Origin of the sequence: Micromonospora andamanensis (assembly GCF_016863495.1) — a bacterium.
GTDB classification, from domain to species: Bacteria; Actinomycetota; Actinomycetes; order Mycobacteriales; family Micromonosporaceae; genus Micromonospora; species Micromonospora andamanensis.
Map to the genome: position 1 here is coordinate 114,850 of NZ_BOOZ01000016.1, position 24,229 is coordinate 139,078.

The following is a 24,229-nucleotide window of genomic DNA, read 5'->3' on the forward strand; positions in this document are numbered from 1 at the left end:
GTGCAGGTGTTCCGTGGCTGATGATCTGATCGATCTGCGGTCGGACACGGTGACCCGGCCGAGCGCCGCGATGCGGCAGGCCATGGCCGCCGCCGAGGTGGGTGACGACGTCTACGGCGAGGATCCGACGGTCAGGGCGTTGGAGGCCGAGGTCGCCGCGATGTTCGGGCACGAGGCGGCGCTGTTCTGCCCGAGCGGGTCGATGGCCAACCAGATAGCCCTGCAACTGCTGGTGCCGCCGGGCGCGGAGCTGCTCTGCGACGCCGACGCGCACGTGGTCACGTACGAGATGGGGGCCGCCGCCGCGTACGGTGGGGTCACCTCGCGGACCTGGCCACCGGTGGGCGCCCGGCTCGATCCCGACGTGGTCGCCGGCATGGTCCGTCCCGACGCCCCCTGGGTGGTGCCCACCCGGGCGATCGCGGTGGAGCAGACCCACAACCGTGGCGGCGGCGGGGTGATTCCCCTCGATACGCTGCGCGAGCTACGCCGGATCGCGGATGCCGGGCAGGTGGCGGTGCACTGCGACGGTGCGCGGATCTGGAACGCCCACGTCGCCGACGGGGTGCCACTTGCCACCTACGGCGCGTTGTTCGACACCCTGTCGGTCTGCCTGTCCAAGGGGCTCGGCGCGCCGGTGGGTTCACTTGTCGTCGGTTCCGCCGACCGGATCGAGCGGGGCCGGGTGATCCGCAAGCGGATGGGCGGTGGGATGCGCCAGGCCGGCATCCTGGCTGCTGCCGGCCGGTACGCCCTGGCCCACCACATCGACCGGCTGGCGGACGACCACGCGAAGGCGGCCCGGCTCGCGGAGGCGATAGCCCCGTTCGGGGTGCTGGCGACCACGGTACGCACAAACATCGTTCCGCTGGACCTGACGAAGGCTCCGCTGGACGCGCCGGCGCTGGCCGCCCTCGCCCGCGCCGAGGGCGCGTTGATCTCGGTGCTCGGCCCCCGCACCGCCCGCCTGGTCACCCACCTCGACGTCACCGACGCCCAGGTCGACCAGGCCGCCACCACCCTCACCCACATCCTCCGCCGCTAACCCCACCCCACGCCCCACCCCCACAGCTTTCGCGACCTTGCAGTTTCGGTCGCCGTTAAGCCCCTTTTCACGGCTTATGTAGCGACAGAAAGTGCAAGATCGCGGAGCGAAGGGGCGGCGGGCGCGGGGGCGCGAGGGAGGGGAGGGGTGGGGGTTCAGGGGAGGAGGCGGCGGAGGGTGGTGATGTCGGTGGCGTGGCCCTCGTGGCGTTCGGTGGGGGTCTCGACGAGGGTCGGCACGCCGGCGGTGGCGGGGTGACGCATCAGCTCGGCGAAGGCGGGCTCGCCGATCATGCCCTTGCCAATGTTCTCGTGCCGGTCCCGGGTGGAACCGCACAGGTCCTTCGAGTCGTTCGCGTGCACCAGCCGTAGCCGGTCCGCCCCGACCGTGGTCACCAGGGCGTCCAGCGTCGCGGTCATGCCGCCTTCGGCGGCCAGGTCGTGCCCGGCGGCCCAGGCGTGGCAGGTGTCGAAGCAGACCCCGAGCCACGGGTGCCGGTCGACCGCGTCGAGGTACGGTCCGAGGTGTTCGACCCGGCAGGCAAGTGAACGGCCGCCACCGGCGCTCGGCTCGACAAGCAGCATCGGCCCGCCCGCGTCGGCGGCGGAGTCGAGCAGCGGCAGCAGCGACTCGCGCACCTGCCGCATGGCCGTGTCGGCGTGTCCGGCGTCCACCGCGCTGCCGGCGTGGAACACCACCCCACGTGCGCCGATCGCCGCACCTCGACGCAGCGCGTGAGCCAGCGCCTGGGCCGACCGCTCGACCGTCGCAGCGGTCGGGGAACCAAGGTTGACAAGCAGCGACGCGTGGATGTAGACGGCGACGCCGCGTTCGGCGCAGCCGTCTCGGAACAGCTCGTCCTGCGCCGGATCACCGGCCGGCATCGCCCAGCCCCGGGAGTTGCCGACGTAGACCTGCGCCACCTCCGAGCCGGTCGCGTCGACGTACGGCAGCGCCGCCTTCGCCAGCCCGCCCGAGGTGGGCGTGTGTGAACCGATCGGCCGGTGGCCGTGATCCGGAGCAGGCATCAGAAGCATCCGATGGTGATCTGTGTCCCCGGGGCGACCTGGGCGTTCTCGTTCGGGTTCTGGAACCGGGTGACGGCGTTCGGGTTGAACTGCACCGCCACCGGGAAGCCCTGGCTCTCCAGCACCTGCTTGGCCTGCTGGCACGGCAGGTCGACGACGCGCGGCACGGTCACCAGCGGTGGACCCTCGCTGACCTCCAGCCGGATCTGGGCACCCTTTTCCACGCCGCCGCCAGCGGCCGGGCTCTGCCCGATCACCTCGTCACGCGGCTTGTCGGACTCCTTGCGCGTTGGCTCCACCAGCACCAGTCCGAGCTGCGCGATCTGGTTACGGGCGTCGTTGAGGTTCTTGCCGACCAGGTTCGGCACGGTGATCGGGGCCCGGCCCTTACTGAGGATGACGGTGATCTCGTCGCCCGGCTTGACCTCCTCGCCCGCCTTCGGGTCGGTGGCGACCACGATGCCCTCGGGCAGGCTGTCGTCGTACCGGGCGGTGCCCTTGACCACCTCGAGCTGGGCGCTGAGCAGGTCGGCCTCGGCCAGCGCGAAGTCCTTGCCGACCACGTCCGGCAGCTCGAAGCGCTCCGGCCCGAGCGACAGGGTGAGGGTGATGGTGCCGCCCTTGAGGATCCGGGCGGACGACGCGGGCTCCTGGCCCAGCACACCGTCACGGGGGATATGGTCGTCGTACCGCGGGTCGGCGTAGACCACCTCGAACCCGGCCTGGGAGGCCTGTGCCTCCGCCTCGGCCTTGTTCATGCTCACCAACTGCGGCGCGGTGGTGTACCGACCGACCCCGAACCACCAGCCACCCAGCGCGGCCACCAACCCGAGCACCACGACAACGGCCGCGACGGCGAGACGGCCGCCGCCCTGGCCGGTCAGCCGGGCAACCAGCCCGGCCAGTCGGGTACGCAGATCGTCGCCGTCGTTCGGCGTCGCTCGGCGTCGACCGCGGGTGGCTGGGGCACCTTCCGGCAGGCGGGCCCAGGTCGGTCGATCGGGCGGGCGCACCGGCGCGACCATCATCGTCGGTTGGGACATGGCCGCCGGACCGTCGGTCACCGGGGCGATCCGGGCGGTGTGGCTGTTCGGGCTGCCCAGGCCGTCCCGGGCCACCTGCACCTCGGCCAGCAGCGTGCTGGCGTCGGCGGGGCGGGCCGTCGGGTCACGACGGGTGGCGCGGGCGACCAGGTCGTCGAGCACCCTCGGCAGGCCGGGCACCAGCGTCGACGGTGCGGGGACGTCCCGGTCGACGTGCTGCCAGGCGATGTCGATCGGGCGGTCACCGTCGTACGGCACCCGGCCGGTGAGCATCTCGAACAGCACGATGCCCGTCGAGTAGACGTCGGTGCGGGCGTCGGCCCGGCCGTCGGTGACCAGCTCCGGAGCGACGTACGCCACGGTGGCCATCAACTGGTTGCCGCTGTCGTGGTCGGTGCTCGCCTCGACGGCCCGGGCCAGCCCGAAGTCGGTCACCTTGACCACGCTGTCGACGAGGTTCGCCGGACCGCCGCTGGGCGCCTCGGCTACCAGCACGTTCTCCGGCTTCACGTCACGGTGCACCAGACCGGCCCGGTGGGCGGCGCCGATGGCCGCGAGCATCTGCTCGGTGATGGCCAGCGCCTCGTCCGGGTTGAGCCGACGCCGCTCGGCGAGCACCTCGCGCAGGGTACGGCCGCGCACGTACTCCATGACCAGGTACGGCCGCCCGGCGTGGGTGCCCTGGTCGTAGACGGCCACCACGTTGGGGTGGGTGAGCCGGGCGATCGTCTTGGCCTCGTCGGTGAACCGGTCGACGAAGCTGGGCCGGCCGGACTGGCCGGGCGGCCCCTGGGTGGAATGAATGATCTTGACGGCGACGGTGCGTTCGAGTCGCTCGTCAGTGGCGGTGTACACGGTCGCCATGCCGCCACGGGCCACGCGACCGCGAATGCGGTAGCGCCCGTCGATCAGCGAGCCCAGCAACGTGTCGGCGACCTGTGTGTCCATCAGCAGGCAGTCTATGTGTCGGGAGGACGAAGGTTGAACAGGATGCTACCGGCCAGCGTCCGCCGCCGGGTCCGGCGCGCGCGCAGAGTGACTGTCGACCCTGCTCAGGGTGGTCGCCGGGAGGTCGTTGACCGGGGATGGGGGTGGCGTGGCAGGGTGTTGCGCGTGACCGATTCCGTACCCGCCGAGGGCACCGCGCCCCTGGCCGGTCCCGCCGACGCGGCGGGCTGGCTGACCCTGCCGGACGTCGCCGAGCGACTCGACCTGCCGATCAGCAAGGTCCACCAGATGATCCGGGACCGGGAACTGATCGCGGTGCGCCGCGACGGTGTCCGCCGGATCCCGGCCGACCTGGTGGCCAACCGCACCGTGCTCAAACACCTGCCGGGCGTGCTCAACCTGCTGGCCGACGCCGGTTACGACGACGAGGCCGCGCTGCGCTGGCTCTACGAGCCCGACGACACGTTGACAGGCGGTAGCCCCGCGGTCGCCCTCGCCGGCGACCAGGCCCGCGAGGTCAAGCGCCGCGCCCAGGCCCTGGGCTTCTGAGCGGACCACGAGCCGGGAGAGGGTGGGCCGCCGGGGGAGTCAGTCGGCGCGGCGGGTGGCGGCGATGGCGAGGTCCACAAGCGCCTGCCGGGCCTCGGTGTCCAGGTCGACGGCGGTGAGCGCGGCGAGCGCCGCGTCGGTGAGCGTGACGATGCGCTGCTCGGTACGGGCCAGCGCGCCGGTGTCGACGATCAGCTCCCGCAACCGGGCCACGCCTGCGGTGTCCAGCTCGCTGTCGCCGAGGCCACCGAGCAGCCGGGCGCGACCGGCATCGTCGGTCGCCTCCAGGGCCGCTGCCACCAGGTAGGTCCGCTTGCCCTCGCGCAGGTCGTCGCCGGCCGGCTTACCGGTCTGCGCCGGGTCGCCGAAGACACCCAGCACGTCGTCGCGCAACTGGAAAGCCTCACCCAACGGCAGTCCGTACGCCGAGTAGGCGATCCGGACGTCGGCGGGGGCGTCCGCCAGCGCCGCGCCGATCAGCAGTGGTCGTTCCACCGTGTACTTCGCCGACTTGTACCGGGCGACCTTCCCGGCCCGTTCCAGCGAGGTGTCGCCGGTCGCCTGGGTCAGCACGTCGAGGTACTGCCCGATGGTGACCTCGGTACGCATCTCGTCGAAGTCCGGCCGGGCGCGAGCCACCGTCCGGGGGTCGAGCCCGGCGGAGTGCAGCAGCTCGTCGGACCAGACCAGGCACAGATCGCCGAGCAGGATCGCCGCGGCGTCACCGAAGCCGTCCGGGTCGCCACCCCAGCCGGCACAGCGGTGCCGGGTGGCGAAGCGCCGGTGCACCGCCGGCTCGCCCCGTCGGGTGTCCGAGCGGTCCATCAGGTCGTCGTGGATCAGGGCGCTGGCCTGAACGAACTCCAGCGCGGCGAGGGCGGTCACCACCGGGTCGGTGTCCACCCCGCCGGCGCCCCGGTACCCCCAGTAGGCGAAGGCCGGCCGGAGCCGCTTGCCGCCACCCAGCACGAACGCCTCGATCGCCTCGGCGACCGGTACCAGGGCGTCGTCGACGTCGGCCATCCAGGCGCGACGGCCGGCGAGAAAGTCCGACAGTGCCTTGTCGACCCGCTGGCGCAGGCTGGCACGGTCGACGGGCGAGACGGGAGCAGCGTGGGTCACGTCCCGACGCTAGTGGGTCGCGGTGCGCCGCGACGACCCACCCGCCCTCCGGCGCGTCGTGTTCCTCGCTGGTCGCGGCCGGGTCGGGCCGGTCGGCGCGGTAACACGCCGTGCCGAGCGTGGCGAACCGCCGGTCCCGGGCGCGGTACCGGGCCTGCCCGCCGGGACCGGGCCCGTGAGCCTCGCGCCGGGGCCGGTGGGGCTCGCGCCGGGGTGGTGGGGCCGGGCGGTGGACTCGGTGGGCGGTGCGGTGGGGTCGTTCGTCGGCGGGCTGCCCGGCAGGGCGAGGATCCGGACCAGCCAGCCGCGCCAGAAGCGTCCCGGCACGCGTACCTCCCGCTCCCATCGGGAAATCTCGTGCCGGCTCAACGTGAACACTCCGGCGGCGGCGCAGAGTTCGGCGGCGAGCCGGGTCTGGCTCCACCCCCGGGCGAGCCGTAGCCGGGCCACCAGCGGGCCGAGAGCAGCGGGAGGGTGCGGTGCGGGGGGTGGGGACATCGATCCTCCGGCGGGTCGGCGGGGTGACGGCCCGACCCCACCCGATCAGGGTGGTGCCGCTACGCACCGTCTGCTGCTGACCCCCCGCGCGGCCCCCGGTGGGTCTCCACCCCACCCGCGCAGGTCAGCAGGCTAGCCCGGTGGTGCGACAGTTTCTCGCACCACCGGCTGCGGCGGACCCGTCGCCGGTCCCCGTGCGACAAGCACCGCCCGCCGTCGTCCCCACCGCTGGGAAGCCGGTGGGGGCGTTCGGCCCGGCCCGCTAGAGTCGGTGCGTGGCGCTCGGTCTTCCCTCGGTCCTCCCGAATCCGCAGCCGGCGATCGGTGAGCTGGTCCGCGACTGTCAGCCGACCTTCTCCTTCGAGTTCATGCCCCCGAAGACGGAGCAGGGCGAGCGGCAGTTGTGGCAGGCCATCCGTGAGCTGGAGCCGTTGCGTCCCTCGTTCGTCTCGATCACCTATGGCGCCGGCGGCTCGACCCGGGACACCACCGTCGCGGTCACCGAGCGGATCGCCACCGAGACCACCCTGCTGCCGATGGCCCACCTGACGGCTGTCAACCATTCCGTCGCCGAGCTGCGGCACGTGATCGGTCGGCTGGCCGGCGCCGGGGTGCGCAACGTGCTCGTGGTACGCGGTGACCCGCCGGGCGATCCCACCGCCGAGTGGGTTCCGCACCCCGACGGCGTGCACTACGCCGAGGATCTCGTTCGCCTGGTCCGTCACTCCGGCGACTTCAGCGTCGGTGTCGCCGCCTTCCCCTACCGGCACCCGCGCTCGCCGGACGTCGACACCGACACCGAGTACTTCATCCGCAAGTGCCGGGCCGGTGCCGATTTCGCCATCACCCAGATGTTCTTCGACGCCGACGAGTACCTCCGGCTGCGCGACCGGGTGGCCGCCGCCGGCTGTGACACGCCGATCCTGGCCGGGGTGATGCCGGTCACCCGGATCGGCACCATCGAGCGCTCCGTGCAGCTGTCCGGGGCACCCTTCCCGCCGGCGCTGGCCGCACGGTTCGAGCGGGTCGCCGACGATCCGGAGGCGGTCCGCCGGCTCGGCATCGAGCAGACCAGCGAGATGTGCCGGCGGCTGCTCGACGAGGGGGTCCCGGGGATCCACTTCATCACCTTCAACCGGTCCACCGCGACCCGGGAGATATGGCAGAACCTGCGGGTGGGCGCCGCGACGTGACATCCGGCGCGCGACACCTCGGCGCTGTCGCGACGGTTGAACCGTGGTGGGCAGACAGCTGAACTGGAACGAGTACGCCACGGCGTGGGCCCGGCTGCACGGCGGCTTCGATCCCCGGGCCGCCACTCCGGTGGTGCGCGGCTGGCTGCGCTTCTCCTACCACCTCGGCTTCCTGCTGGGCCGGTTACGGGTCGGCCCGACCGCGGTGACGGTGGTCGGGGTGCTGCTCTGCCTCTGCGTACCGCTGCTCGCGGTCCGGCCGGGCGACGGGCCGTTCCTGGGCGCGTTGTTCGTGCTGCTCGCCTCGGTCGCCGACAGCGTCGACGGAGCGGTGGCGGTGGCCACCGGTCGCACCACCCGGCTCGGCTACGTCTACGACTCGGTTGCCGACCGGCTCGGCGAGGCCGCCTGGCTGGTGGCGTTCTGGCTGGTCGGCGCGCCGGGGGCGCTTGTCGCCGCAGGCGGTGCGCTCTCCTGGCTGCACGAGTACGTCCGGGCCCGGGCGGTCGCCGCCGGCATGCGGGAGATCGGCGCGGTCACCGTGGGGGAGCGGCCCACCCGGGTCTGCGTGGCCGTGGCCGGGCTGCTGCTGGCCGGCCTGAGCGGGTTGATCGAGGCGGACCTGGCCGCCGGCACCATCACCATGGCGAGCGCGGTCTGGGTGCTGCTCGCCGCCTTCGGGCTGGGCCAGTTGCTCTCCGCAGTCCGCCGGGCCCTCATCGACGCGGACTGAGCCGTGCGTCGGGCGCTTGTCGACGCCGACTGACCTACCAGGCGGGGCCGATGGCGTCGGCGACGATCTGCGCGGACAGGGTCACCATCGGCAGGCCGCCACCCGGATGACTGGAGCCGCCGACCAGCCACAGGCCCCGGGCCGGTCCCCGGTTGGCCGGCCGGAGCAGGCCACCGGCGGTGCCGTAGATGGTGCCGCCCGGTGCGCCGGTGGCGGTGGCCAGGTCGGCCGGGGTACGGACGTCGCGGAACACCAGCCGGTCGCGTACGTCCACGCCGCGTTCGGCAAGCACGTCGAGGATCCGGTCGGCGTACGCCTGCGCCAGGCCCGGCCGACGCCAGTCGACGGCCCCCGGAGCGGTGCCCTGACGGGCGGCGTTGACAAGCACGAACCACGCCTCGTGCCCGGCCGGGCGGACCGCCGGGTCGTCCGCCACGGTGACGAAGACCGTCGGGTCGGCGGCCGGACGGGCCCGCCTTCCCCGTCCCGGGTCACCGAAGACCGCGTCGAACTCGGCGTCGTAGTGGCGCGGGAAGAAGACGTTGTGGTGGGCCAGCCCGGAGTCGCCGCGTACGCCGAGCAACAACACGAAACCGGCCAGGCTGCGGTCGGTGAGCCCGGCCAGCCGGCGCGGATCGGGCAGCAGGTCGCGGTAGACGCTCAGCGCGTCGACGTTCGCCACCACCACGTCGGCCGGGATCGGGGTTGCCGAGTCGGTGACGCGTACCCCGTGCACCCGGCCGCCCACCGCGTCGATCCGGCTGACGGTGGTGCCGGTCCGCACCACCACCCCCAGGTCCAGGCAGCGCGAGAGCAGCGCGTCGGCGAGGGTGCCCAGCCCGCCGCGCAGATACCAGCCGCCGAAGGCCAGCTCGGCGTAGGGGACCGCGACGAGCGCGGCCGGTGCTCGGCGCGGGTCGGCGCCGGTGTATGTGGCGTACCGGTCCAGCAGCATCCGCAGTCGCGGATCGGACATCAGGGTGCGACCCAGCCCACGCAGGCTCTGGCCGGGCCGGATCGCGGCCAGGTCGCCCAGCCGCCAGGCCAACCGGGCCAGGTCGCGGGGCGAGTCGACGCGGCGGCGCAGGATGTCACGCTCGGAAGCCCGCCACACCCGGCCGGCGCGCCGCCACAGCCGCTGCCAGTCGGCGGCGGCCCGGTCGCCGAGGGCCACGCCGATCCGGTCGGTGAACTCGGCCGGGTCGGCGCAGGAGTCGAGCACCGGGCCGCCGGGGAAGACGTGCCGCACGATCGGCTCCAGCGGCACCAGGTCGAGGTACTCGTCGAGCTTCGCCCCGGTCGCCTCGAACAGCTCGTGGAAGACCTGGGGCAGGGTGAGCAGGCTGGGGCCGGTGTCGAAGTGGAACGAGCCCTCGGCGGTGTCCCGGGTGTGCCGGCCGAGTTTGCCGCCGACCTCGTCGGCCCGTTCGAGGACTGTCACCTGGTGTCCGGTGACGGCCAGCCGGGCCGCGGTGGCCAGCCCACCCACCCCGGCGCCGACGACCACGATCCGCGCCATGTCGCGTCCCCCCAGCCCTTGGTGCCTTGCCGGATCGCCGGCTGGATCCCGCCGCGACACCGTCAACGCCTCAACACCGCACTAGCCGACCGGGCGGCCACGCCAGGACAGGCGCCGCCGCTTGCGCAGATGGTACGACCGCAGGGTCAGCCAACCGAGGACCGCGACCGACACGGGGTGGCCCAGCGCGTCGGGCCAGGCCCGGCCGCCGGTGGCCCGGGCGCTGACCACCCGCCCGACCACCCCCACCAGGTACGCGACCCCGGCGACCCCGGCCACCACCGGCGCACCGGCGACCAGCGCCACGACGGCCACCAGCGGTGGTGCGGTGTAGAGCGCCAGCAGCAGGGCCAGCACCACTGCCGCGCTGATCGGGTGCCCGAACGAGGCCCACAACGACTTGGTGTAGCCGTCGCGCAGCTGCGGCCAGTCCTCGTACATCCGGCAGCTGGCCAGTCGGGAGCCGTCGGCGAGGGCGATCCGGCCACCGGCCCGCTTCACCGCCCGGGCCAGCTCGATGTCCTCAAGCACCCGGTCGGCGACCGCCGCGTGCCCGCCGGCCCGCAGGTAGCCGGCCCGGTCGACGACCAGGAACTGCCCGCCGGCCGCGGCCAGCGATGGTCGGGACGAACGCTCCATCGCCCGCAGCGGCAGGAAGGTCAGCCACAACCACTGCAACAGCGGCTGCACCAACCGGTCGGCCGCCGTCCGCACCACGATCCGTGGGTACGGCGACAGCAGCGTCGCCCCGGCGGCGCGTAGTTCGGTGACCGCCGCCGCCACGGCGTACGGGTCGAGCACCACGTCGGCGTCCACGAAGACCAGCGCGGTGACCGGCTCCTCGACGCCGGTGGCCAACTGCCAGCAGGCGTGCGGCTTGCCCAGCCAGCCCGGCGGCGGGTTCACCCCGGTGCGCAGGGTGACCCGGGGGTCGTCGGCGACGACGGCGCGGACCACCTCGGCGGTGCCGTCGGTGGAACCGTCGTCGAGCACCACCACCCGCAGCCCGGGGACTCCCCGCTGGGCGAGCAGGGCGCGCAGGCACGGGGTGACCCGGTCGGCCTCGTCGCGCAGCGGCAGCAGCACCGCCACCGTCTCGGTGACCGCCGCCGGCCTGTCGGTCGGCCGGCGCAGCCAGCGACCGGCGTTGACGAGTGTGTGCGTGGTCAGCAGGGTGACGCCGAGCAGCAGGACCAGCGCGCCGGTCATGCCGCCACGTCGACCGGTGAGTGCGGCGAACCGGTGTCCCGGTCGCGGGTGCGCCGGGCCCGCAGCAGGGTGACGGCCAGCGGTACGGCGACCACCGCCATGCCGACCGCGCCCCACACCGCCGAGGCGGGCAGGTCGAGGAAGACGGCGTGGGCCAGCACGCTGGAGCCGTACGTCCACAGGTAGAGCGCGTACATCGGCTGGTCGACGGCGCCGGTGGTGGCCACGGTGGGCCCGGCGAGCGGGCGCAGCGCGGTCATCATCAGCACCGCGAACAGCAGCCAACCCAGGTAGTTGCTGACCGGGATGCCGGGCAGGCCGGGCAGGGCCGGCGTGGCATCGCGCCACACCCAGTGTCCCTCGGCCACCATCTGCGGATCGAGGAAGAGGTCCCAGGCGGCCAAGCCGACGGTGGCCAACGCGATCCGGCCCGGCCAGCGCCACCGACCGGGTGCCCCGCCGGTGAGCCGGGTGGCCGCCAACCAGGCCGGCCAGGCCATCCAGGTCCAGGCCAGCGGGATGATCAGCGGAACGCCTGCCAGTTTCGGGCCGAGCTGGCCGGAATAGTCGTAGCTGCCGAACGGGAAGCCGGTGGCCACGCCGAGCGCCTCGATGGCGAACCCGCCGCCGGTGGCCACCGCGACAAGCGCCACCGCCGCCCGTGACCCCCGGCTGACCAGGGCGTGACCGACCGAGAGCAGGTAGCCGAGCACGACTGTGGCCACGGTCAGCCGGGCCCGGGTGACCCCGCCGGTCAGCGGGTAGCAGATCTGCGCCAGTACCAGCAGGGCCAGCAACGTCCAGGCGTAACCGCGGGCCGGTGACCGTGCGGTCATGACCGCACCGGCACCGACGCCTGTGGTGTCGCCCCCGGCACGGGCAGCGGCAGATCCCGGCCGAGCACCCCGAACGGGCGTTCGTCGCCGGGGAAACGGAAGTCGCGCAGCACGTCGACGAAGCCGAACCGGCGGTACAGCCGCCAAGCGCGCGAGGTCTGCTCGTCGGCCTCCGGGGTGGACAGCAGGGTGGTGGCGCCCTCGGCCATGGTGAGCAGGGCGCGCAGTTGCCCGGCGCCCAGCCCGTGCCCCTGCGCCGGCGGCCGCACGTGCAACTCCACCACCTCGAAGCAGTCGGTCAGCCAGCGTCGCCGGGTGGCCTGGTCCAGCGCCCGCCAGACCTGGTCGTGCCACCACTGGCCGGCGGCGCCGACGTAGCCGTACCCGAACCCGGCCAGGTGACCGGAGCTGGTGAGGCTGGCCACGGCGCGGAAGCCGGGCCGGCGTACGTGGGTGGCGATGTAGCCGCGACGGGCCTCCAGCAGGTCGGCGCGGTAACCCATCGCCTCGCCGTAGACGGCCACCACGTCGTCCAGCCGCCGGAGGAGATCGTCAGGTGTCCACCGCACCAACCTCATGCCCGCTCACCCTTCGCCGGGCCACCGTCGTCGGTGACCCACCCCAGTACCGTCCGGTCGCCGACCACGTCCCGCACCTCGAACCGGGCGAAGAGTTCCTCCGCGTACCACCGCTGGGTCTCGGTCCGGGTGATCGCGGCCCGGTGCTGCGGGTGACGGTACGCGAACGCCACGAGATCCGCCGGATCACGCCACACGCTCACCGTGCCCTGCCAGCCCAGCGGTGCCTCGCCGACACCGAAGCGGGCCAGCAGCCCGGGTGCGGCGTGCAGGGCCGCGGCCACCGGCGGGACCGCCCGCCAGAAGGTGAGTGCCCGGGTCGGACGGAGTCGGGCCCGGGTCAGCGCCAGCACCGGGCCGGTGACCCGGCCGCCGGCGGGCTCACCGAACGGCCGCCGTCCGGACCATTCACCCCGGCTGGTCAGTGGCCGCAGGTCGAGTCGGACGTCCGCGCGGGCGAGACCGGACCAGGCCCGCGCCACCGGCGAGTCGGCGAACCGGGCGGCTGCGGCGGGGGAGTCCCAGACCGTCAGCGCCGCCCAGCGGGTCAGGTCCGCGTCGCCGGGCCCGAAGCCGGTGCCGGTTCCGGTGCCGAGCAGCTTGCCGAACCGTACGCCGGGCAGGGCACGCAGCCGGCGCGGGTCGACAGCCATCCGGGTCAACGCCCGGCCCACGGCGGCCGGTGCGATCCGCCACACGTGCAGGGTGACCAGTTCGGGGACACTCTCCGGGTGACTCACGCCGCCACCTCGCTGCGCTGGCCGCCGGCGCGAGGCACCACTGTGCTGTGCCTGATGGTTCGCTCGCTTCGCTCGTTCACGCCACGTCGGTCGGGGTCCCGCCGGTGACCCGCAGCAGCTCGGCGTACGTGGTGGGGAAGACCGCCTGCGGTACGCCGCCGGCGGCCCAGATCTCGTCGTACTTGTCCAGGGCGGTGTCGACGAGCGTGCGCAGCGGCTGCGGGTGACCCACCGGGGCGACCCCGCCGATGACCTGCCCGGTGTGTTCCTTGACGAACTGCGGGGTGGCCCGGCGCAGCCGGGTGACGGTGAGCCGGGTGGCCAGCGCGGTGGTGTCCACCCGGTGCGCGCCGGAGGTGAGCACCAGCAGCGGGGTCCCGTCGGCGGTGTGCACGGCGTCGGGCAGCAGGCGGACCGTGGCGGGCGCGTCGGAGCCGTTCCGGGCGTTCGCGGCGTCGAGGGCGTCCTGCACCGCCCGGACGTTCGGGTGTGACTGCATGCCGCCCATTCTTCCCGGTACGAGGACCGACCGCGCCACCGGCCACGCCCCCCCCCGGGCCACCCCCGGTCACGCCGATCATGCAGTTGTGGCACCTGGCAAGTGGGACTTTCCCGGAGCTTCTCGGCGCCACAACTGCATGATCGGCAAGTGTGGGCCGACGGGGCGCAGTTGGTGTGCGTCGTGCGTTGCGTTTTCGTCGGAGGGAGGGTGTACTGTCAGCAGCAGTTAGAACGAGTGTTCGATTGCCTCGAACGTTCGTTTCAACCCCTCTCGGGGGCCGGTGTTTCGCGGCACCGGCGTCCGACAGGTGCGGTGCCGCGGACCGCACCTGGGCTCCGGGCAGTCGCGAGTCCGGGCCCGTCAGGCAGGACCGTCGTCCGCCGCCCAACGACCCCCGGGCGGCGGACGACGGACCCGCCGGTACGCCGGCCGGGTGTGGTGTGGGGAAGCTCCGCACCCGGCCGGCCGCCCCACCTGGTGCGTCTTCCTCCGCACCGACCGCCGCGGGTTCCGCGTCGACGGATCGACTCCGTCGTGCGCCGACCCGCCCCGGCTCATCTGGAGGAGAGACCATGCCGACCAGTCCGGCTCAGGCGCCGACGGTGCCCGCGCATGTGCTGCCGCACCGCACTCCCGTCCAGTTGCTCGCGGTGGCCCGGCAGGGGCTTGCCGAGGCCGCCCGGACCGGCCCCGACGGCCTCCGGTACGCCGCCGCCCATCTCGCTGCCCTGCGCGCCGCCGCAGCGGTGCTCGCCGCCCGCGCCCGTCCCGCCCCCGTTCGCCGCCACCGGATCACAAGCGTCTGGGTGCTGCTCGCCAGCGTCGCCCCCGAGCTCGACGAGTGGGCCAGCTACTTCGCCCTCGGTGCCGGCAAACGGGCCGCCGCCGAGGCCGGCATACCCCGGGTGGTCACCGCCCGCGAGGCCGACGACCTGCTCCGCGCCGCCGAGGAGTTCGTGACGGTGGTGGAGGCGGCGCTCGGCCTGGCGCACCAACCGGCGATCGAGGGTCTCGTCGCCTGAGCCGCGGCGTCCGGCCACCACCGGCGGGACCCCAGGGTGGCCGGACGCCGCCCCGCCACGCGCACGTTCCTGTGATCCACGACAGCACCATCCACGGGCCGGATGTCCGTGGCGACGACGGGGGAGGTCCGATGGCGGGCCGCATGGTGGTCGGTTCCGCCGCGCTGGCCGGGCTGGTCCGCCCGGCCAGCGCACCCGACCCGGCGGGTGGACACCGGGTGCTGCCCGTACGGCCCGAGTTGACCGGGTTGCTGCCCAACCGGGGCCTGCGGCGTGGCAGCACCATCGCGGTCGGTGGCGGACAGCATCGCCCCAGTGGCACCACCTCGTTGTTGCTCGCGCTGCTCGCCGAGGCGTCCCGCGCCGGGTCCTGGTGCGCGGTGGTCGGGATGCCGACCTTCGGGGCCGGGGCGGCGGCCGAGGCCGGCATCGTCCTGGACCGGCTCGCCCTGGTGCCGCAGCCCGGTCCGGAGTGGCCCACAGTCGTCGCCGCGCTCATCGACGGGGTCGATGTGGTGGTCACCGCGGTTCCGTCCACCGTCTCCGCCTCCGTCGCCGACCGGTTGGCCGCGCGGGCCCGGCAACGTGGCAGCGTGCTGGTGCCGTACGGCCGGTGGGACGGCGCGGACGTGACGCTCCAGGTGGTCCGTGGGATCTGGCAGGGGCTCGGGGCGGGGCGGGGCCGGCTGCGCCGCCGGGAGGTGACCATCTCGGCTCGCGGGCGGGGCGCCGCCGCCCGTCCCCGGGAGGTCAAGGTCTGGCTGCCCGGTGACGACCTGACCCGGGTCGTCCCCGGTCCGGCCGTGGCCGCCCGGTCGGGTGCCACTCGCCTGCGGGTGGTGGCGGGCCGTGGGTGAACCGGTCCGGACGCTGCTGCTGTGGTGCCCGGACTGGCCGGTGCTCGCCGCCGAGATCGTCGACGGGGTGCCCGCCACCGGGGCGGTCGCGGTGCTGCACGCCAATCGGGTGATCGCCTGTTCGGAGCGGGCGCGCGCGGAGGGGGTACGCCGAGGGCTGCGTCGGCGGGAGGCGCAGGGACGCTGCTCCGGACTCACCGTCGTCGACCACGATCCGGGGCGGGACGCGCGGGCGTTCGAGCCGGTGGTGGCCGCTGTCGAGGAGGTGGCGGTCGGGGTGGAGGTGATCCGCCCGGGGGCCTGCGCGCTGGCCGCGCGGGGGCCGAGCCGCTATCTGGGTGGTGAGGAGGCTGCCGCCGAACGGATCGTCGAGCAGGTAGCCCTCAGTTGCGCGGTGGAGAGCCAGGTCGGTGTCGCCGCCGGGGTCTTCGCCGCGGGGCTGGCCGCCCGAGAGGGACGGATCGTGCCGCCCGGCGGGACGGCGGAGTTCCTGGCCGGGCAACCCGTCGAGGCGCTCGGCCGCTCCGCCCTGGCCGACCTGTTGCGCCGGCTCGGGGTGCGTACGCTCGGCGACTTCGCCGCGCTGCCCGCCGGCGACGTGCTGGCCCGGTTCGGGTTCGACGGGGCCCTGGCCCACCGGCTGGCCGCTGGCCAGGACGACCGGCCGCTCGCGGTGCGCCGTCCGCCGGTCGACCTGACGGTCACCGCCGACCTGGACGAGCCGATCGACCGGATCGACGTGGCGGCGTTCGCCGCCCGGACGCTGGCCGAGCAACTGCACGAACGGCTCGCCGGGTACGGACTGGCCTGCACCCGCCTGGGCATCGAGGCGGTCACCGCGCACGGTCAGGAACTGCACCGGGTCTGGCGGCACGACGGGCTGCTCACCGCGGCGGCGATCGCCGACCGGGTCCGCTGGCAACTGGACGGCTGGCTCTCCGGTGCCCGTCGTGGCGGCGACCGGCCGGCCCGTCCCACGGCCGGGATCATCCGGCTCCGGCTGCTGCCGGACGGGGTGCTGGCCCAGACCGGCCTGCAACCCGGGTTGTGGGGGGAGACCGGCGCGGAACGTGAACGGGCGCACCGCGCGCTGAGCCGGGTGCAGGGTCTGCTCGGCCCCGAGGCGGTGGTCACCGCGGTGCTCGGCGGTGGGCGGTCCCCGGCCGACCAGACCCGGCTGGTGCCCTGGGGCGACGAACGGCTCCCGGCCCGTCCGGGCACCGCTTTCGCTGGCCCCGCCGGCCCCGCCACCGCCGCGTTCGGCGCCGCTGCTCCGGGTGCCGCTGCCTCCGGCGCCGCTTCCGGCGCTGCTGACGCCGCCGCCCTCGGTGCCGCCGCATTCGGTGCCACTGGTCCCGGTGCTGCTGCTTCCGGTGCTGCTGCTTCCGGTGCTGCTGGTCCCGGCGTCGCTGGGGGATCGGCTGCCGTGGGGGCGGGTGGGGGTGGGTCTGCCCGGCCCGGGGTCGGGTTCGAGTGGAAGCCGGGTCGGGGTGGCGGCCGGGTGAGTTCCGGGCCGGCCGCACCGCCCTGGCCGGGGCGACTGCCGCCGCCCTCGCCGGCCGTGGTGCTGCCCACCCCGCTCGCCGCCAGCGTGCTCGACGCCACCGGCACGCCGGTGGTGGTGAGCGCCCGGCTGGCGGTGAGCGCCCCACCGGCCCGGCTGAGCATCGGCACGATGCCGCCGCAGCCCACCGGCCCCACTCCCGCCCCGGGTTCCGTCCCTTCGGCCATCGCTGCCCCTTCGGTCGCCGCCCCTTCGGCCACCCCCTCTTCGGCCGCTGCCCTCCGTGGTGGCACGGTCGCGTGGGTCGAGATCGTCGGTTGGGCCGGTCCGTGGCCGGTCGACGAGCGGTGGTGGGCCCCGGCCGAGGCCCGCCGCCGAGCCCGCTTCCAGGTCCGCCTGGCCGACGGCACCGCTCTGCTGCTCGCCGTCGAGTCCGGCCGGTGGCTGGTGGAGGCGATCTATGACTGACGTGGATCCTGGTACGGGCTTCACCAGTTGCGGTATGTCGGGGCATCCGGGCCGGTTGAGGGCACGAGATACGGCGTCCTGCGCGACGGCGAGGTGGCGGCGGTGAGTTTCCACAATCCCCGGTTGCCGTGGTCGGAGCTGGAGCGGGTGCTCTCCGGGCGGCCAGCCGGTGGGAAGGACAGTGCCGGTGGGAAGGGCGGCGGTGCGGGTCGGCACCTGCACGTGGTGGATCCCCTCGCGGTCGACGCCGACGGGGGCGACTCGCCGGCCTGGAGCCGGCGGCGGGAGCACTACCGACCGCCGGAGCTGGCCCGGCCCGACGGCGTGCCGCCTTACGCCGAACTGCACGCGCACACCAATTTCAGCTTCCTCGACGGTGCCAGCCATCCCGAGGAACTGGCCGAGGAGGCCGTCCGGTTGGGGCTGACCGCGCTCGCCGTCACCGACCACGACGGTTTCTACGGTGTGGTGCGGTTCGCCGAGGTGGCCCGTGCGCTGGGCCTGCCGACGATCTTCGGGGCGGAGCTGTCCCTCGGGCTGCCCGGCCCGCAGAACGGCGTACCCGACCCGCACGGCAACCACCTGTTGCTGCTGGCCCACGGCCACGAGGGGTACGCCCGGCTGGCCACGACGATCGCCCGGGCCCAGCTGAGGGGCGGTGAGAAGGGCCGCCCGGTCTACGGCGAGCTGGAGGAGATCGCCGCCGACCTGCGGGACCACGTGCTGGTGCTCACCGGCTGCCGCAAGGGCCACGTGCCGGCCGCCCTGCTCACCGAGGGGGTCGACGCGGCGGCCCGCGAGCTGGACCGGCTCACCGCGCTGTTCGGCGCGGAGACGGTGGCGGTGGAGCTGACCGACCACGGGCATCCGGTCGACGGTGACCGCAACGACGCCCTGGCCGAGTTGGCGGCCGCCGCCGGGCTGCCCACCGTGGCCACGAACAACGTGCACTACGCGACCCCGGGGCGGCGTCGGCTGGCCACCACACTTGCCGCCGTCCGGGCCCGGCGCAGCCTGGACGAGATCGACGGCTGGCTGCCCGCGGCGGGCACCGCCCATCTGCGGGACGGCGCCGAGATGGCGGCCCGGTTCGCCGCGTACCCGGGTGCGGTGGCCAGGGCCGCCGAGTTCGGCGCGGAACTGGCCTTCGACCTCCAACTCGTCGCGCCGCAGCTGCCGGCGTACCCAGTGCCGCCGGGGCACAGCGAGATGAGCTGGCTGCGCCACCTCACCGAGCAGGGTGCGCGGGAACGCTACGGCCCGCGCGAGGCGCATCCGCAGGCGTACGCGCAGCTCGACCACGAGCTGAACATGATCGAGGAGCTGGGCTTCCCCGGCTACTTCCTGGTGGTCTACGACATCGTCGACTTCTGCCGGCGGGCGGACATCTACTGCCAGGGTCGGGGTTCGGCGGCGAACTCGGCGGTCTGCTACGCGCTGCGGATCACGAACGTGGACGCGGTCCGGCACCGGTTGCTGTTCGAACGGTTCCTGGCGCCCGAGCGGGACGGGCCGCCCGACATCGACGTGGACATCGAGTCCGACCGGCGGGAGGAGGTCATCCAGCACGTCTACACCCGGTACGGCCGGGAGCACACCGCCCAGGTCGCGAACGTGATCTCCTACCGGCCCCGTTCGGCGGTGCGGGACGTGGCCAAGGCGTTCGGCTTCCCACCCGGCCAGCAGGACGCGTGGAGCAAGCAGATCGACAGGTGGGGCGACGTGGCCACGGTGGACGTGCCGGAGATCCCCGAGCAGGTGGTCGCGTACGCCAACGAACTCCAGACGTTCCCCCGGCACCTGGGCATCCACTCCGGCGGCATGGTGATCTGCGACCGGCCGGTGATCGAGGTCTGCCCGGTGGAGTGGGGGCGGATGCCCGGCCGCAGCGTGCTCCAGTGGGACAAGGACGACTGCGCCGCCGTCGGCCTGGTCAAGTTCGACCTGCTCGGCCTCGGCATGCTGTCGGCCCTGCACTACGGCTACGACATGATCGGGATGAGCCTGGATCTGGGCGACATGGCGCTCGACGATCCCGAGGTCTACGACATGCTCTGCCGGGCCGACTCGGTAGGGGTGTTCCAGGTGGAGAGCCGCGCCCAGATGGCCACCCTGCCCCGGCTCAAGCCCCGGGCGTTCTACGACCTGGTGGTCGAGGTGGCGCTGATCCGGCCCGGGCCGATCCAGGGCGGCTCGGTGCATCCGTACATCCGGCGCAAGAACGGCCAGGAGCCGGTGACCTTCGCCCATCCGCTGATGCGCAACGCGCTGGAGAAGACCCTCGGCGTGCCGCTGTTCCAGGAGCAGTTGATGCAGCTCGCCATCGACCTGGCCGGCTTCGACGCGGCCGAGGCCGACCAGTTGCGCCGGGCGATGGGCGCCAAACGGTCGGTGCAGCGGATGGAGCAGATCGCCGACCGGCTCTACCGGGGCATGGCCGAGCGTGGCATCACCGGTGAGCTGGCCGACGACGTCTACCGCAAGCTCACCGCGTTCGCCAGCTACGGCTTCCCGGAGAGCCACGCGATGAGCTTCGCCTACCTGGTCTACGCCAGTTCCTGGCTGAAGCGCTACCACCCGGGCCCGTTCCTGGCCGCGCTGCTCAGCGCCCAGCCGATGGGTTTCTACTCGCCGCAGACCCTTGTCGACGACGCCCGCCGGCACGGTGTGGAGGTACGCCGTCCGGATGTCAACGCCAGCGACGCGAAGCCGGTGCTGGAGTCCACCCCGGACACCCGCTGGGGCAGCCGGGCGGGGGAACCGCCGCACGCCTGGGGGCTGGGCGGTCCGGCGGTCCGGCTCGGGCTGTCCGGCGTGCGTACCCTCGGCGACGGCGTGGCCGAGCGGATCGAGGCCGAACGGGCGGCGAACGGCCCGTACCGGGACATGCCGGACCTGGCCCGGCGGGTGGGTCTGACCGCCGCGCAGCTGGAGGCGCTGGCCACCGCGGACGCCTTCGCCTGTTTCGGACTGAGCCGGCGGCAGGCGCTCTGGGCGGCCGGCGCGGCGGCCCAGGAGCGGCCCGGCCGGCTGCCCGGCACGGTGACCGGTACGGCGGCGCCCGTCCTGCCCGGCATGGAGGAGGTGGACCGGCTGGTCGCCGACGTGTGGGCCACCGGGTTGTCGCCGGAGAGCCATCCGGCCCGGTTCATCCGGCCGCAGCTGGACGCGGTGGGCGCGGTGCCGATCGACAGGCTGGGCCGGGTGGAGCCGGGTCGGCGGATCCGGGTCGGCGGGATCGTCACCCACCGGCAGCGCCCGGCGACCGCCGGTGGGGTCACCTTCCTCAACCTGGAGGACGAGACAGGCATGCTCAACGTCACCTGCTCGCCGGGGCTGTGGCAGCGGCATCGGCGGGTGGCCCGCACCAGTGCGGCGCTTGTGGTGCGGGGGCTGTTGCAGCGGCACGAGGGGGTGGTCAACCTGGTCGCCGACCGACTCGACGCGATCGAACCACCGGTCCGGCCCACCTCCCGCGACTTCCGCTGACGGCGGGGCGACGGCAGGCAGGTGCCCCCTGGCGATCTGTGCCCGGCTGACTAGGCTCGACCGGGTGGAACAGACCCCAGGCCCGGCCGGGCCGCCGCTCACCCCCCGTACCGCCGTGGTCTGGTCGGTGCTGCGCGCCGAGTTGGACCGCCGGCCGGCCGCCGAGCTGACCGTGCTGGACGTGGGAGGTGGCACCGGTGGTTTCGCGGTGCCGCTGGCCCGGGCCGGGCACCGGGTGACGGTGGTCGACGCCAGTCCCGACGCGCTCGCCGCGCTCAGCCGCCGGGCCGCGGAGGCCGGGGTCGCCGGGCGGGTACGCGCGGTGCAGGGCGACGGCGACGCGTTGGCCGGTTTGATCGAGCCGGCCAGCGTCGACCTGGTGCTCTGCCACGCGGTGTTGGAGGTCGTCGACGATCCGGCGCCTGTGGTGTCCGCGCTGGCCGGTGTGCTGCGACCGGGTGGCGCGGCGAGCGTGCTGGTCGCCGGGCGGGCCGCCGCGGTGCTCGGCCGGGCGATGAACGGGCACCTCGACGTGGCCGCCGCGCTGGCCGCCGACCCGGCGGGCGCCGCCGGGGCCCGGGACACCCTGCGCCGCCGCTTCGACGTCGAGAGCGCCGCCGCGCTGCTGGCCGCCGCCGGCCTCACCGTCGAGGAGATCCACGGCGTACGCGTCCTCGCCGACCTGCTGCCCGCGGCGGTGGCGGACGGCCAGGCCGCTGCCCTTGTCGAGTTGGAGCGGACGCTTGCCGCGCGGGCACCCTGGCGGGACGTGGCGGCCCAGCTGCACCTGTTCGCCCGCCGCCCGGCATGACCGGCGTGGTCGGCCGGGCCCGGCCGCTGGAGGTCGTCGCGCCGGGATACGGCGGCGGAAGCCTCGCCGACGTGCTGCCCAGCGCGCTGGCCGTGCTCGGTGTCCCCGGTGCCACGGACCCGCTCGGTCTCGCCGCCGAACTGTCGGGGGTGCGCCGGATCGCGGTGCTGCTTGTCGACGGCCTCGGCTGGTACCAGATCCCGACCGCCGCGCCGTACGCCCCGACCCTGACCGGGCTGACCGCCGCCTCGGGCCGGCCACTCACCTCCGGGTTTCCCTCCACCACCCCGACCAGCCTGGTCACCCTGGGCACCGGCACGGCGCCGGGCGCGCACGGGGTGCTCGGTTTCACCGTGCGTGTTCCGGGCACCGAGCGGGTGCTCAACCACATCGAGTGGCTCGACGGCGATCCCGATCCGCTGCGCTGGCAGCCGGTGCCCACCCAGTTGGAACGGGCCCGGGCGGCGGGTGTGGCGGTCACCGTGGTGAGCCGGCCGGAGTTCGGCGGCACCGGTCTCACCCTGGCCGCGAACCGGGGCGGTGACTACCGGGGTGCGGCCGGGGTCGACGCGGTGGCCGCCACCACGCTGGCCGCGCTGGCCGCCGGGGCCGGTCCGACCCTGGTCTCCGCCTATCACCCGGACGTCGACCGGCACGGTCATCTCAGCGGCGTCGACTCGCTGCCGTGGCGGGTGGCGGTGACCGAGTTGGACGGGCTGCTGGCCCGGCTGGTGGACGGACTGCCGCCCGACGCCGCGCTGCTGGTCACCGCCGACCACGGGCAGCTCGACATCCCGGACGGAGACCGGTTCGACCTGGACACCGACCCGCGGCTGACCGACGGGGTGCGGGTGGTCGCGGGTGAGCCCCGGGTGCGCTACCTGCATGTCGCGCCGGGGGCCACCGCCGACGTGGTGGCCGCCTGGTCGGCCGTGCTCGGTACCGCCGCCCGGGTGCTGACCCGGGAGGAGGCCGTGGCCAGCGGCCGGTTCGGGCCGGTGCCCTCCGATCACCTGGACCGCATCGGCGACGTCGTGGTGGTCTGCAACGACACGTACGCGGTGCTGGCCAGTCGTTCGGAACCGCCGATGGTGTCCCGGCTGGTGGCCTTCCACGGGGCGGACACGGCGACCGAGATGACGATTCCGCTGCTCGTGGTGCGGGGCTGACCGGCCGGAATGTCACAGCGGCGGGCTAACCTGCGCGGGTGGGCCGCAGCCAGTCGCTACCCCGGGGCGGCGATCCCCGGTTCGGGCCCGGCGCCGACGACGCCGGGTGCCCGATCCTGCACGTCGACATGGACGCCTTCTTCGCCTCGGTGGAGGTCCGTCACCGACCCGAGCTACGCGGCCGGGCCGTCGTGGTCGGCGGGGTCGGTCCGCGCGGTGTGGTCAGTTCGGCCAGCTACGAGGCCCGGCGGTTCGGCGTACGCAGTGCCATGCCCACGATGCGCGCCCGGGCGCTCTGCCCGCACGCGGTCTTCCTCGCCCCCGACTTCGCCAGCTACTCGGCGGCCTCCCGGGCGGTCATGCAGATCTTCCGGGACGTCACGCCGCTGGTGGAGCCGCTCTCCCTGGACGAGGCGTTCCTCGACGTCGCCGGTGCCCGGCGACTGTTCGGCCGGCCGGCGGCGATCGCCGCCGGCATTCGGCAACGGGTCGCCGAGGAGCAGGGGTTGACCTGCTCGGTGGGGGTCGCGCCGAGCAAGTTCGTGGCCAAGCTCGGCTCGACCCGCGCCAAACCCGACGGTCTGCTCGTGGTGCCCGCCGACCGGGTGCTCGAGTTCCTCCATCCGCTGCCGGTCGGCGCGTTGTGGGGGGTGGGGGAGCGCTCCGAGCAGGCGCTGCTGCGGCTCGGTCTGCGTACCGTCGGTGACCTCGCGCAGGCTCCGCTGGGCATGCTGCGGACCGCGCTCGGCGAGGCGGCCGCCGCCCACCTGCACGAGCTGTCCTGGGGGCGCGACCCACGGCGGGTCAGCCCGGAGCACGCGGAGAAGTCGATAGGCGCGGAGGTCACCTTCGACACGGACGTCGACGATCCGGTGCAGATCCGCCGCACGCTGCTGGCCCTGGCCGAGAAGGTCGGTGCCCGGCTGCGGGCCGGCGGGCAGGTGGGACGGACGGTCTCGCTCAAGGTGCGCACCGCCGACTTCCGCACCGTGAGCCGGGCCCGCACCCTGGACGTGCCCACCGACGTGGCCCGGGAGATGTTCGACACGTCCTGGGCGCTCTACACCGCGTTGAACCCGGGTGAGCGGATTCGCCTGCTCGGTGTCCGGGCGGAGGGACTGACGGCGGCGGCCGAGACGCCGCGGCAGCTCGCCCTGGGGCAGCCGGAGCGGGGCTGGCGGGAAGCCGAGGTCGCGGCCGACGCGGCGGCTGCCCGTTTCGGGCGGTCCGTCATAGGACCGGCCAGTCTTCTCGGTGGGCGCGATCCCCGACGAAATGAAAATCCGACCCGGCCGTAGGTCGTCCCGCTTTCCGACGCGCGAGGGCCCTCGTAGACTTGCGGGTAAGCAGCCGGTTGGCTGCCACG

General features: G+C 74.2%; 21 protein-coding genes. 11 read left to right on the top strand and 10 right to left on the bottom strand.

Features of this window, described 5'->3' with window-relative positions; all coding sequences use genetic code 11:
• The first annotated feature begins 13 nt into the window (after nt 1-13).
• The gene (locus Van01_RS16450; RefSeq protein WP_204007857.1) at nt 14-1,045 is read left to right on the top strand and encodes a threonine aldolase family protein; all 1,032 of its coding nucleotides are present in this window, start codon (nt 14-16) and stop codon (nt 1,043-1,045) included.
• Nucleotides 1,046-1,200: 155 nt separating this feature from the next.
• Here the strand turns inward: Van01_RS16450 and Van01_RS16455 are convergent, their stop codons facing one another.
• Together Van01_RS16455 and pknB are read right to left on the bottom strand one after the other, a co-directional pair.
• Entirely contained in the window at nt 1,201-2,073 is an 873-nt protein-coding gene (locus Van01_RS16455) for a deoxyribonuclease IV (RefSeq protein WP_204007859.1), read from the bottom strand.
• On the bottom strand, nt 2,073-4,064 hold the full coding sequence (gene pknB / locus Van01_RS16460; RefSeq protein WP_204007861.1) for a Stk1 family PASTA domain-containing Ser/Thr kinase: 1,992 nt from the start codon (nt 4,062-4,064) through the stop codon (nt 2,073-2,075). The genes Van01_RS16455 and pknB overlap by 1 nt, the downstream gene beginning before the upstream one ends.
• A gap of 165 nt (nt 4,065-4,229) precedes the next feature.
• Here pknB and Van01_RS16465 point away from each other — a divergent pair, with 165 nt between their 5' ends.
• Nucleotides 4,230-4,613: an Rv2175c family DNA-binding protein gene (locus Van01_RS16465; RefSeq protein ID WP_204007863.1), complete on the top strand. Its 384-nt coding sequence runs from the start codon at nt 4,230-4,232 to the stop codon at nt 4,611-4,613.
• A gap of 39 nt (nt 4,614-4,652) precedes the next feature.
• Here Van01_RS16465 and Van01_RS16470 read toward each other — a convergent pair whose 3' ends face one another.
• Together Van01_RS16470 and Van01_RS16475 are read right to left on the bottom strand one after the other, a co-directional pair.
• Complete coding sequence (locus Van01_RS16470; RefSeq protein WP_204007865.1) at nt 4,653-5,735, bottom strand: polyprenyl synthetase family protein; 1,083 nt, start codon at nt 5,733-5,735, stop codon at nt 4,653-4,655.
• 9 nt (nt 5,736-5,744) lie between these two features.
• Complete coding sequence (locus Van01_RS16475; protein WP_204007868.1) at nt 5,745-6,233, bottom strand: helix-turn-helix domain-containing protein; 489 nt, start codon at nt 6,231-6,233, stop codon at nt 5,745-5,747.
• Between the two features lie 275 nt (nt 6,234-6,508).
• Here Van01_RS16475 and metF point away from each other — a divergent pair, with 275 nt between their 5' ends.
• A complete protein-coding gene (gene metF / locus Van01_RS16480) occupies nt 6,509-7,426 on the top strand; it encodes a methylenetetrahydrofolate reductase [NAD(P)H] (protein WP_204007870.1) in 918 nt (305 codons plus the stop codon).
• 43 nt (nt 7,427-7,469) lie between these two features.
• On the top strand, nt 7,470-8,159 hold the full coding sequence (locus Van01_RS16485) for a CDP-alcohol phosphatidyltransferase family protein (RefSeq protein WP_204007872.1): 690 nt from the start codon (nt 7,470-7,472) through the stop codon (nt 8,157-8,159).
• A gap of 34 nt (nt 8,160-8,193) precedes the next feature.
• Here Van01_RS16485 and Van01_RS16490 read toward each other — a convergent pair whose 3' ends face one another.
• From Van01_RS16490 to Van01_RS16515, 6 genes are all read right to left on the bottom strand, one after another.
• Nucleotides 8,194-9,678, bottom strand: a complete 1,485-nt coding sequence (locus tag Van01_RS16490; RefSeq protein WP_204007875.1) for a phytoene desaturase family protein — start codon at nt 9,676-9,678, stop codon at nt 8,194-8,196.
• Nucleotides 9,679-9,759: 81 nt separating this feature from the next.
• The gene (locus Van01_RS16495) at nt 9,760-10,887 is read right to left on the bottom strand and encodes a glycosyltransferase family 2 protein (protein WP_204007877.1); all 1,128 of its coding nucleotides are present in this window, start codon (nt 10,885-10,887) and stop codon (nt 9,760-9,762) included.
• On the bottom strand, nt 10,884-11,723 hold the full coding sequence (locus Van01_RS16500; protein WP_204007880.1) for a carotenoid biosynthesis protein: 840 nt from the start codon (nt 11,721-11,723) through the stop codon (nt 10,884-10,886). The genes Van01_RS16495 and Van01_RS16500 overlap by 4 nt, the downstream gene beginning before the upstream one ends.
• Nucleotides 11,720-12,301 carry a GNAT family N-acetyltransferase gene (locus Van01_RS16505; RefSeq protein ID WP_204007882.1) on the bottom strand — a complete coding sequence of 194 codons (582 nt, stop codon included), beginning with the start codon at nt 12,299-12,301 and terminating at the stop codon, nt 11,720-11,722. The genes Van01_RS16500 and Van01_RS16505 overlap by 4 nt, the downstream gene beginning before the upstream one ends.
• On the bottom strand, nt 12,298-13,041 hold the full coding sequence (locus Van01_RS16510; RefSeq protein ID WP_204007884.1) for a monooxygenase: 744 nt from the start codon (nt 13,039-13,041) through the stop codon (nt 12,298-12,300). Before Van01_RS16510 ends, Van01_RS16505 begins: the two co-directional genes overlap by 4 nt.
• A 76-nt stretch (nt 13,042-13,117) precedes the next feature.
• Nucleotides 13,118-13,540 (bottom strand): YbaK/EbsC family protein, encoded by a 423-nt coding sequence (locus Van01_RS16515; RefSeq protein ID WP_204007886.1) that lies wholly within the window; start codon nt 13,538-13,540, stop codon nt 13,118-13,120.
• Between the two features lie 575 nt (nt 13,541-14,115).
• On the opposite strand from Van01_RS16515, the gene Van01_RS16520 reads away from it, so the two are divergent.
• From Van01_RS16520 to Van01_RS16550, 7 genes are all read left to right on the top strand, one after another.
• Nucleotides 14,116-14,565, top strand: a complete 450-nt coding sequence (locus Van01_RS16520) for an SAV_6107 family HEPN domain-containing protein (protein WP_099850983.1) — start codon at nt 14,116-14,118, stop codon at nt 14,563-14,565.
• Nucleotides 14,566-14,696: 131 nt separating this feature from the next.
• On the top strand, nt 14,697-15,422 hold the full coding sequence (imuA', locus tag Van01_RS16525) for a DnaE2-dependent mutagenesis accessory factor ImuA' (protein WP_204007889.1): 726 nt from the start codon (nt 14,697-14,699) through the stop codon (nt 15,420-15,422).
• On the top strand, nt 15,415-17,394 hold the full coding sequence (locus Van01_RS16530) for a DNA polymerase Y family protein (protein ID WP_204007891.1): 1,980 nt from the start codon (nt 15,415-15,417) through the stop codon (nt 17,392-17,394). Before imuA' ends, Van01_RS16530 begins: the two co-directional genes overlap by 8 nt.
• Before the next feature lie 102 nt (nt 17,395-17,496).
• Nucleotides 17,497-20,883 (top strand): error-prone DNA polymerase, encoded by a 3,387-nt coding sequence (locus tag Van01_RS16535; RefSeq protein ID WP_204007893.1) that lies wholly within the window; start codon nt 17,497-17,499, stop codon nt 20,881-20,883.
• Nucleotides 20,884-20,929: 46 nt separating this feature from the next.
• Nucleotides 20,930-21,694, top strand: coding sequence for a methyltransferase domain-containing protein (locus Van01_RS16540; RefSeq protein ID WP_204007962.1), 765 nt, complete (start codon nt 20,930-20,932; stop codon nt 21,692-21,694).
• Nucleotides 21,691-22,863 (top strand): alkaline phosphatase family protein, encoded by a 1,173-nt coding sequence (locus Van01_RS16545; RefSeq protein WP_204007895.1) that lies wholly within the window; start codon nt 21,691-21,693, stop codon nt 22,861-22,863. The genes Van01_RS16540 and Van01_RS16545 overlap by 4 nt, the downstream gene beginning before the upstream one ends.
• A 38-nt stretch (nt 22,864-22,901) precedes the next feature.
• Nucleotides 22,902-24,161 carry a DNA polymerase IV gene (locus Van01_RS16550; protein WP_204007897.1) on the top strand — a complete coding sequence of 420 codons (1,260 nt, stop codon included), beginning with the start codon at nt 22,902-22,904 and terminating at the stop codon, nt 24,159-24,161.
• The last annotated feature ends 68 nt before the right edge of the window (nt 24,162-24,229 follow it).

Bases quoted from the DNA above. Each gene is read 5' to 3' on its own strand.
- Van01_RS16545 (WP_204007895.1), top strand. From the start codon at position 21,691: ATGACCGGCGTGGTCGGCCGGGCCCGGCCGCTGGAGGTCGTCGCGCCG.
- Van01_RS16475 (WP_204007868.1), bottom strand. From the start codon at position 6,233: ATGTCCCCACCCCCCGCACCGCACCCTCCCGCTGCTCTCGGCCCGCTG.
- Van01_RS16505 (WP_204007882.1), bottom strand. From the start codon at position 12,301: ATGAGGTTGGTGCGGTGGACACCTGACGATCTCCTCCGGCGGCTGGAC.
- Van01_RS16520 (WP_099850983.1), top strand. From the start codon at position 14,116: ATGCCGACCAGTCCGGCTCAGGCGCCGACGGTGCCCGCGCATGTGCTG.
- Van01_RS16455 (WP_204007859.1), bottom strand. From the start codon at position 2,073: ATGCCTGCTCCGGATCACGGCCACCGGCCGATCGGTTCACACACGCCC.
- pknB (WP_204007861.1), bottom strand. From the start codon at position 4,064: ATGGACACACAGGTCGCCGACACGTTGCTGGGCTCGCTGATCGACGGG.
- Van01_RS16495 (WP_204007877.1), bottom strand. From the start codon at position 10,887: ATGACCGGCGCGCTGGTCCTGCTGCTCGGCGTCACCCTGCTGACCACG.
- Van01_RS16515 (WP_204007886.1), bottom strand. From the start codon at position 13,540: ATGCAGTCACACCCGAACGTCCGGGCGGTGCAGGACGCCCTCGACGCC.
- imuA' (WP_204007889.1), top strand. From the start codon at position 14,697: ATGGCGGGCCGCATGGTGGTCGGTTCCGCCGCGCTGGCCGGGCTGGTC.
- Van01_RS16490 (WP_204007875.1), bottom strand. From the start codon at position 9,678: ATGGCGCGGATCGTGGTCGTCGGCGCCGGGGTGGGTGGGCTGGCCACC.
- Van01_RS16500 (WP_204007880.1), bottom strand. From the start codon at position 11,723: ATGACCGCACGGTCACCGGCCCGCGGTTACGCCTGGACGTTGCTGGCC.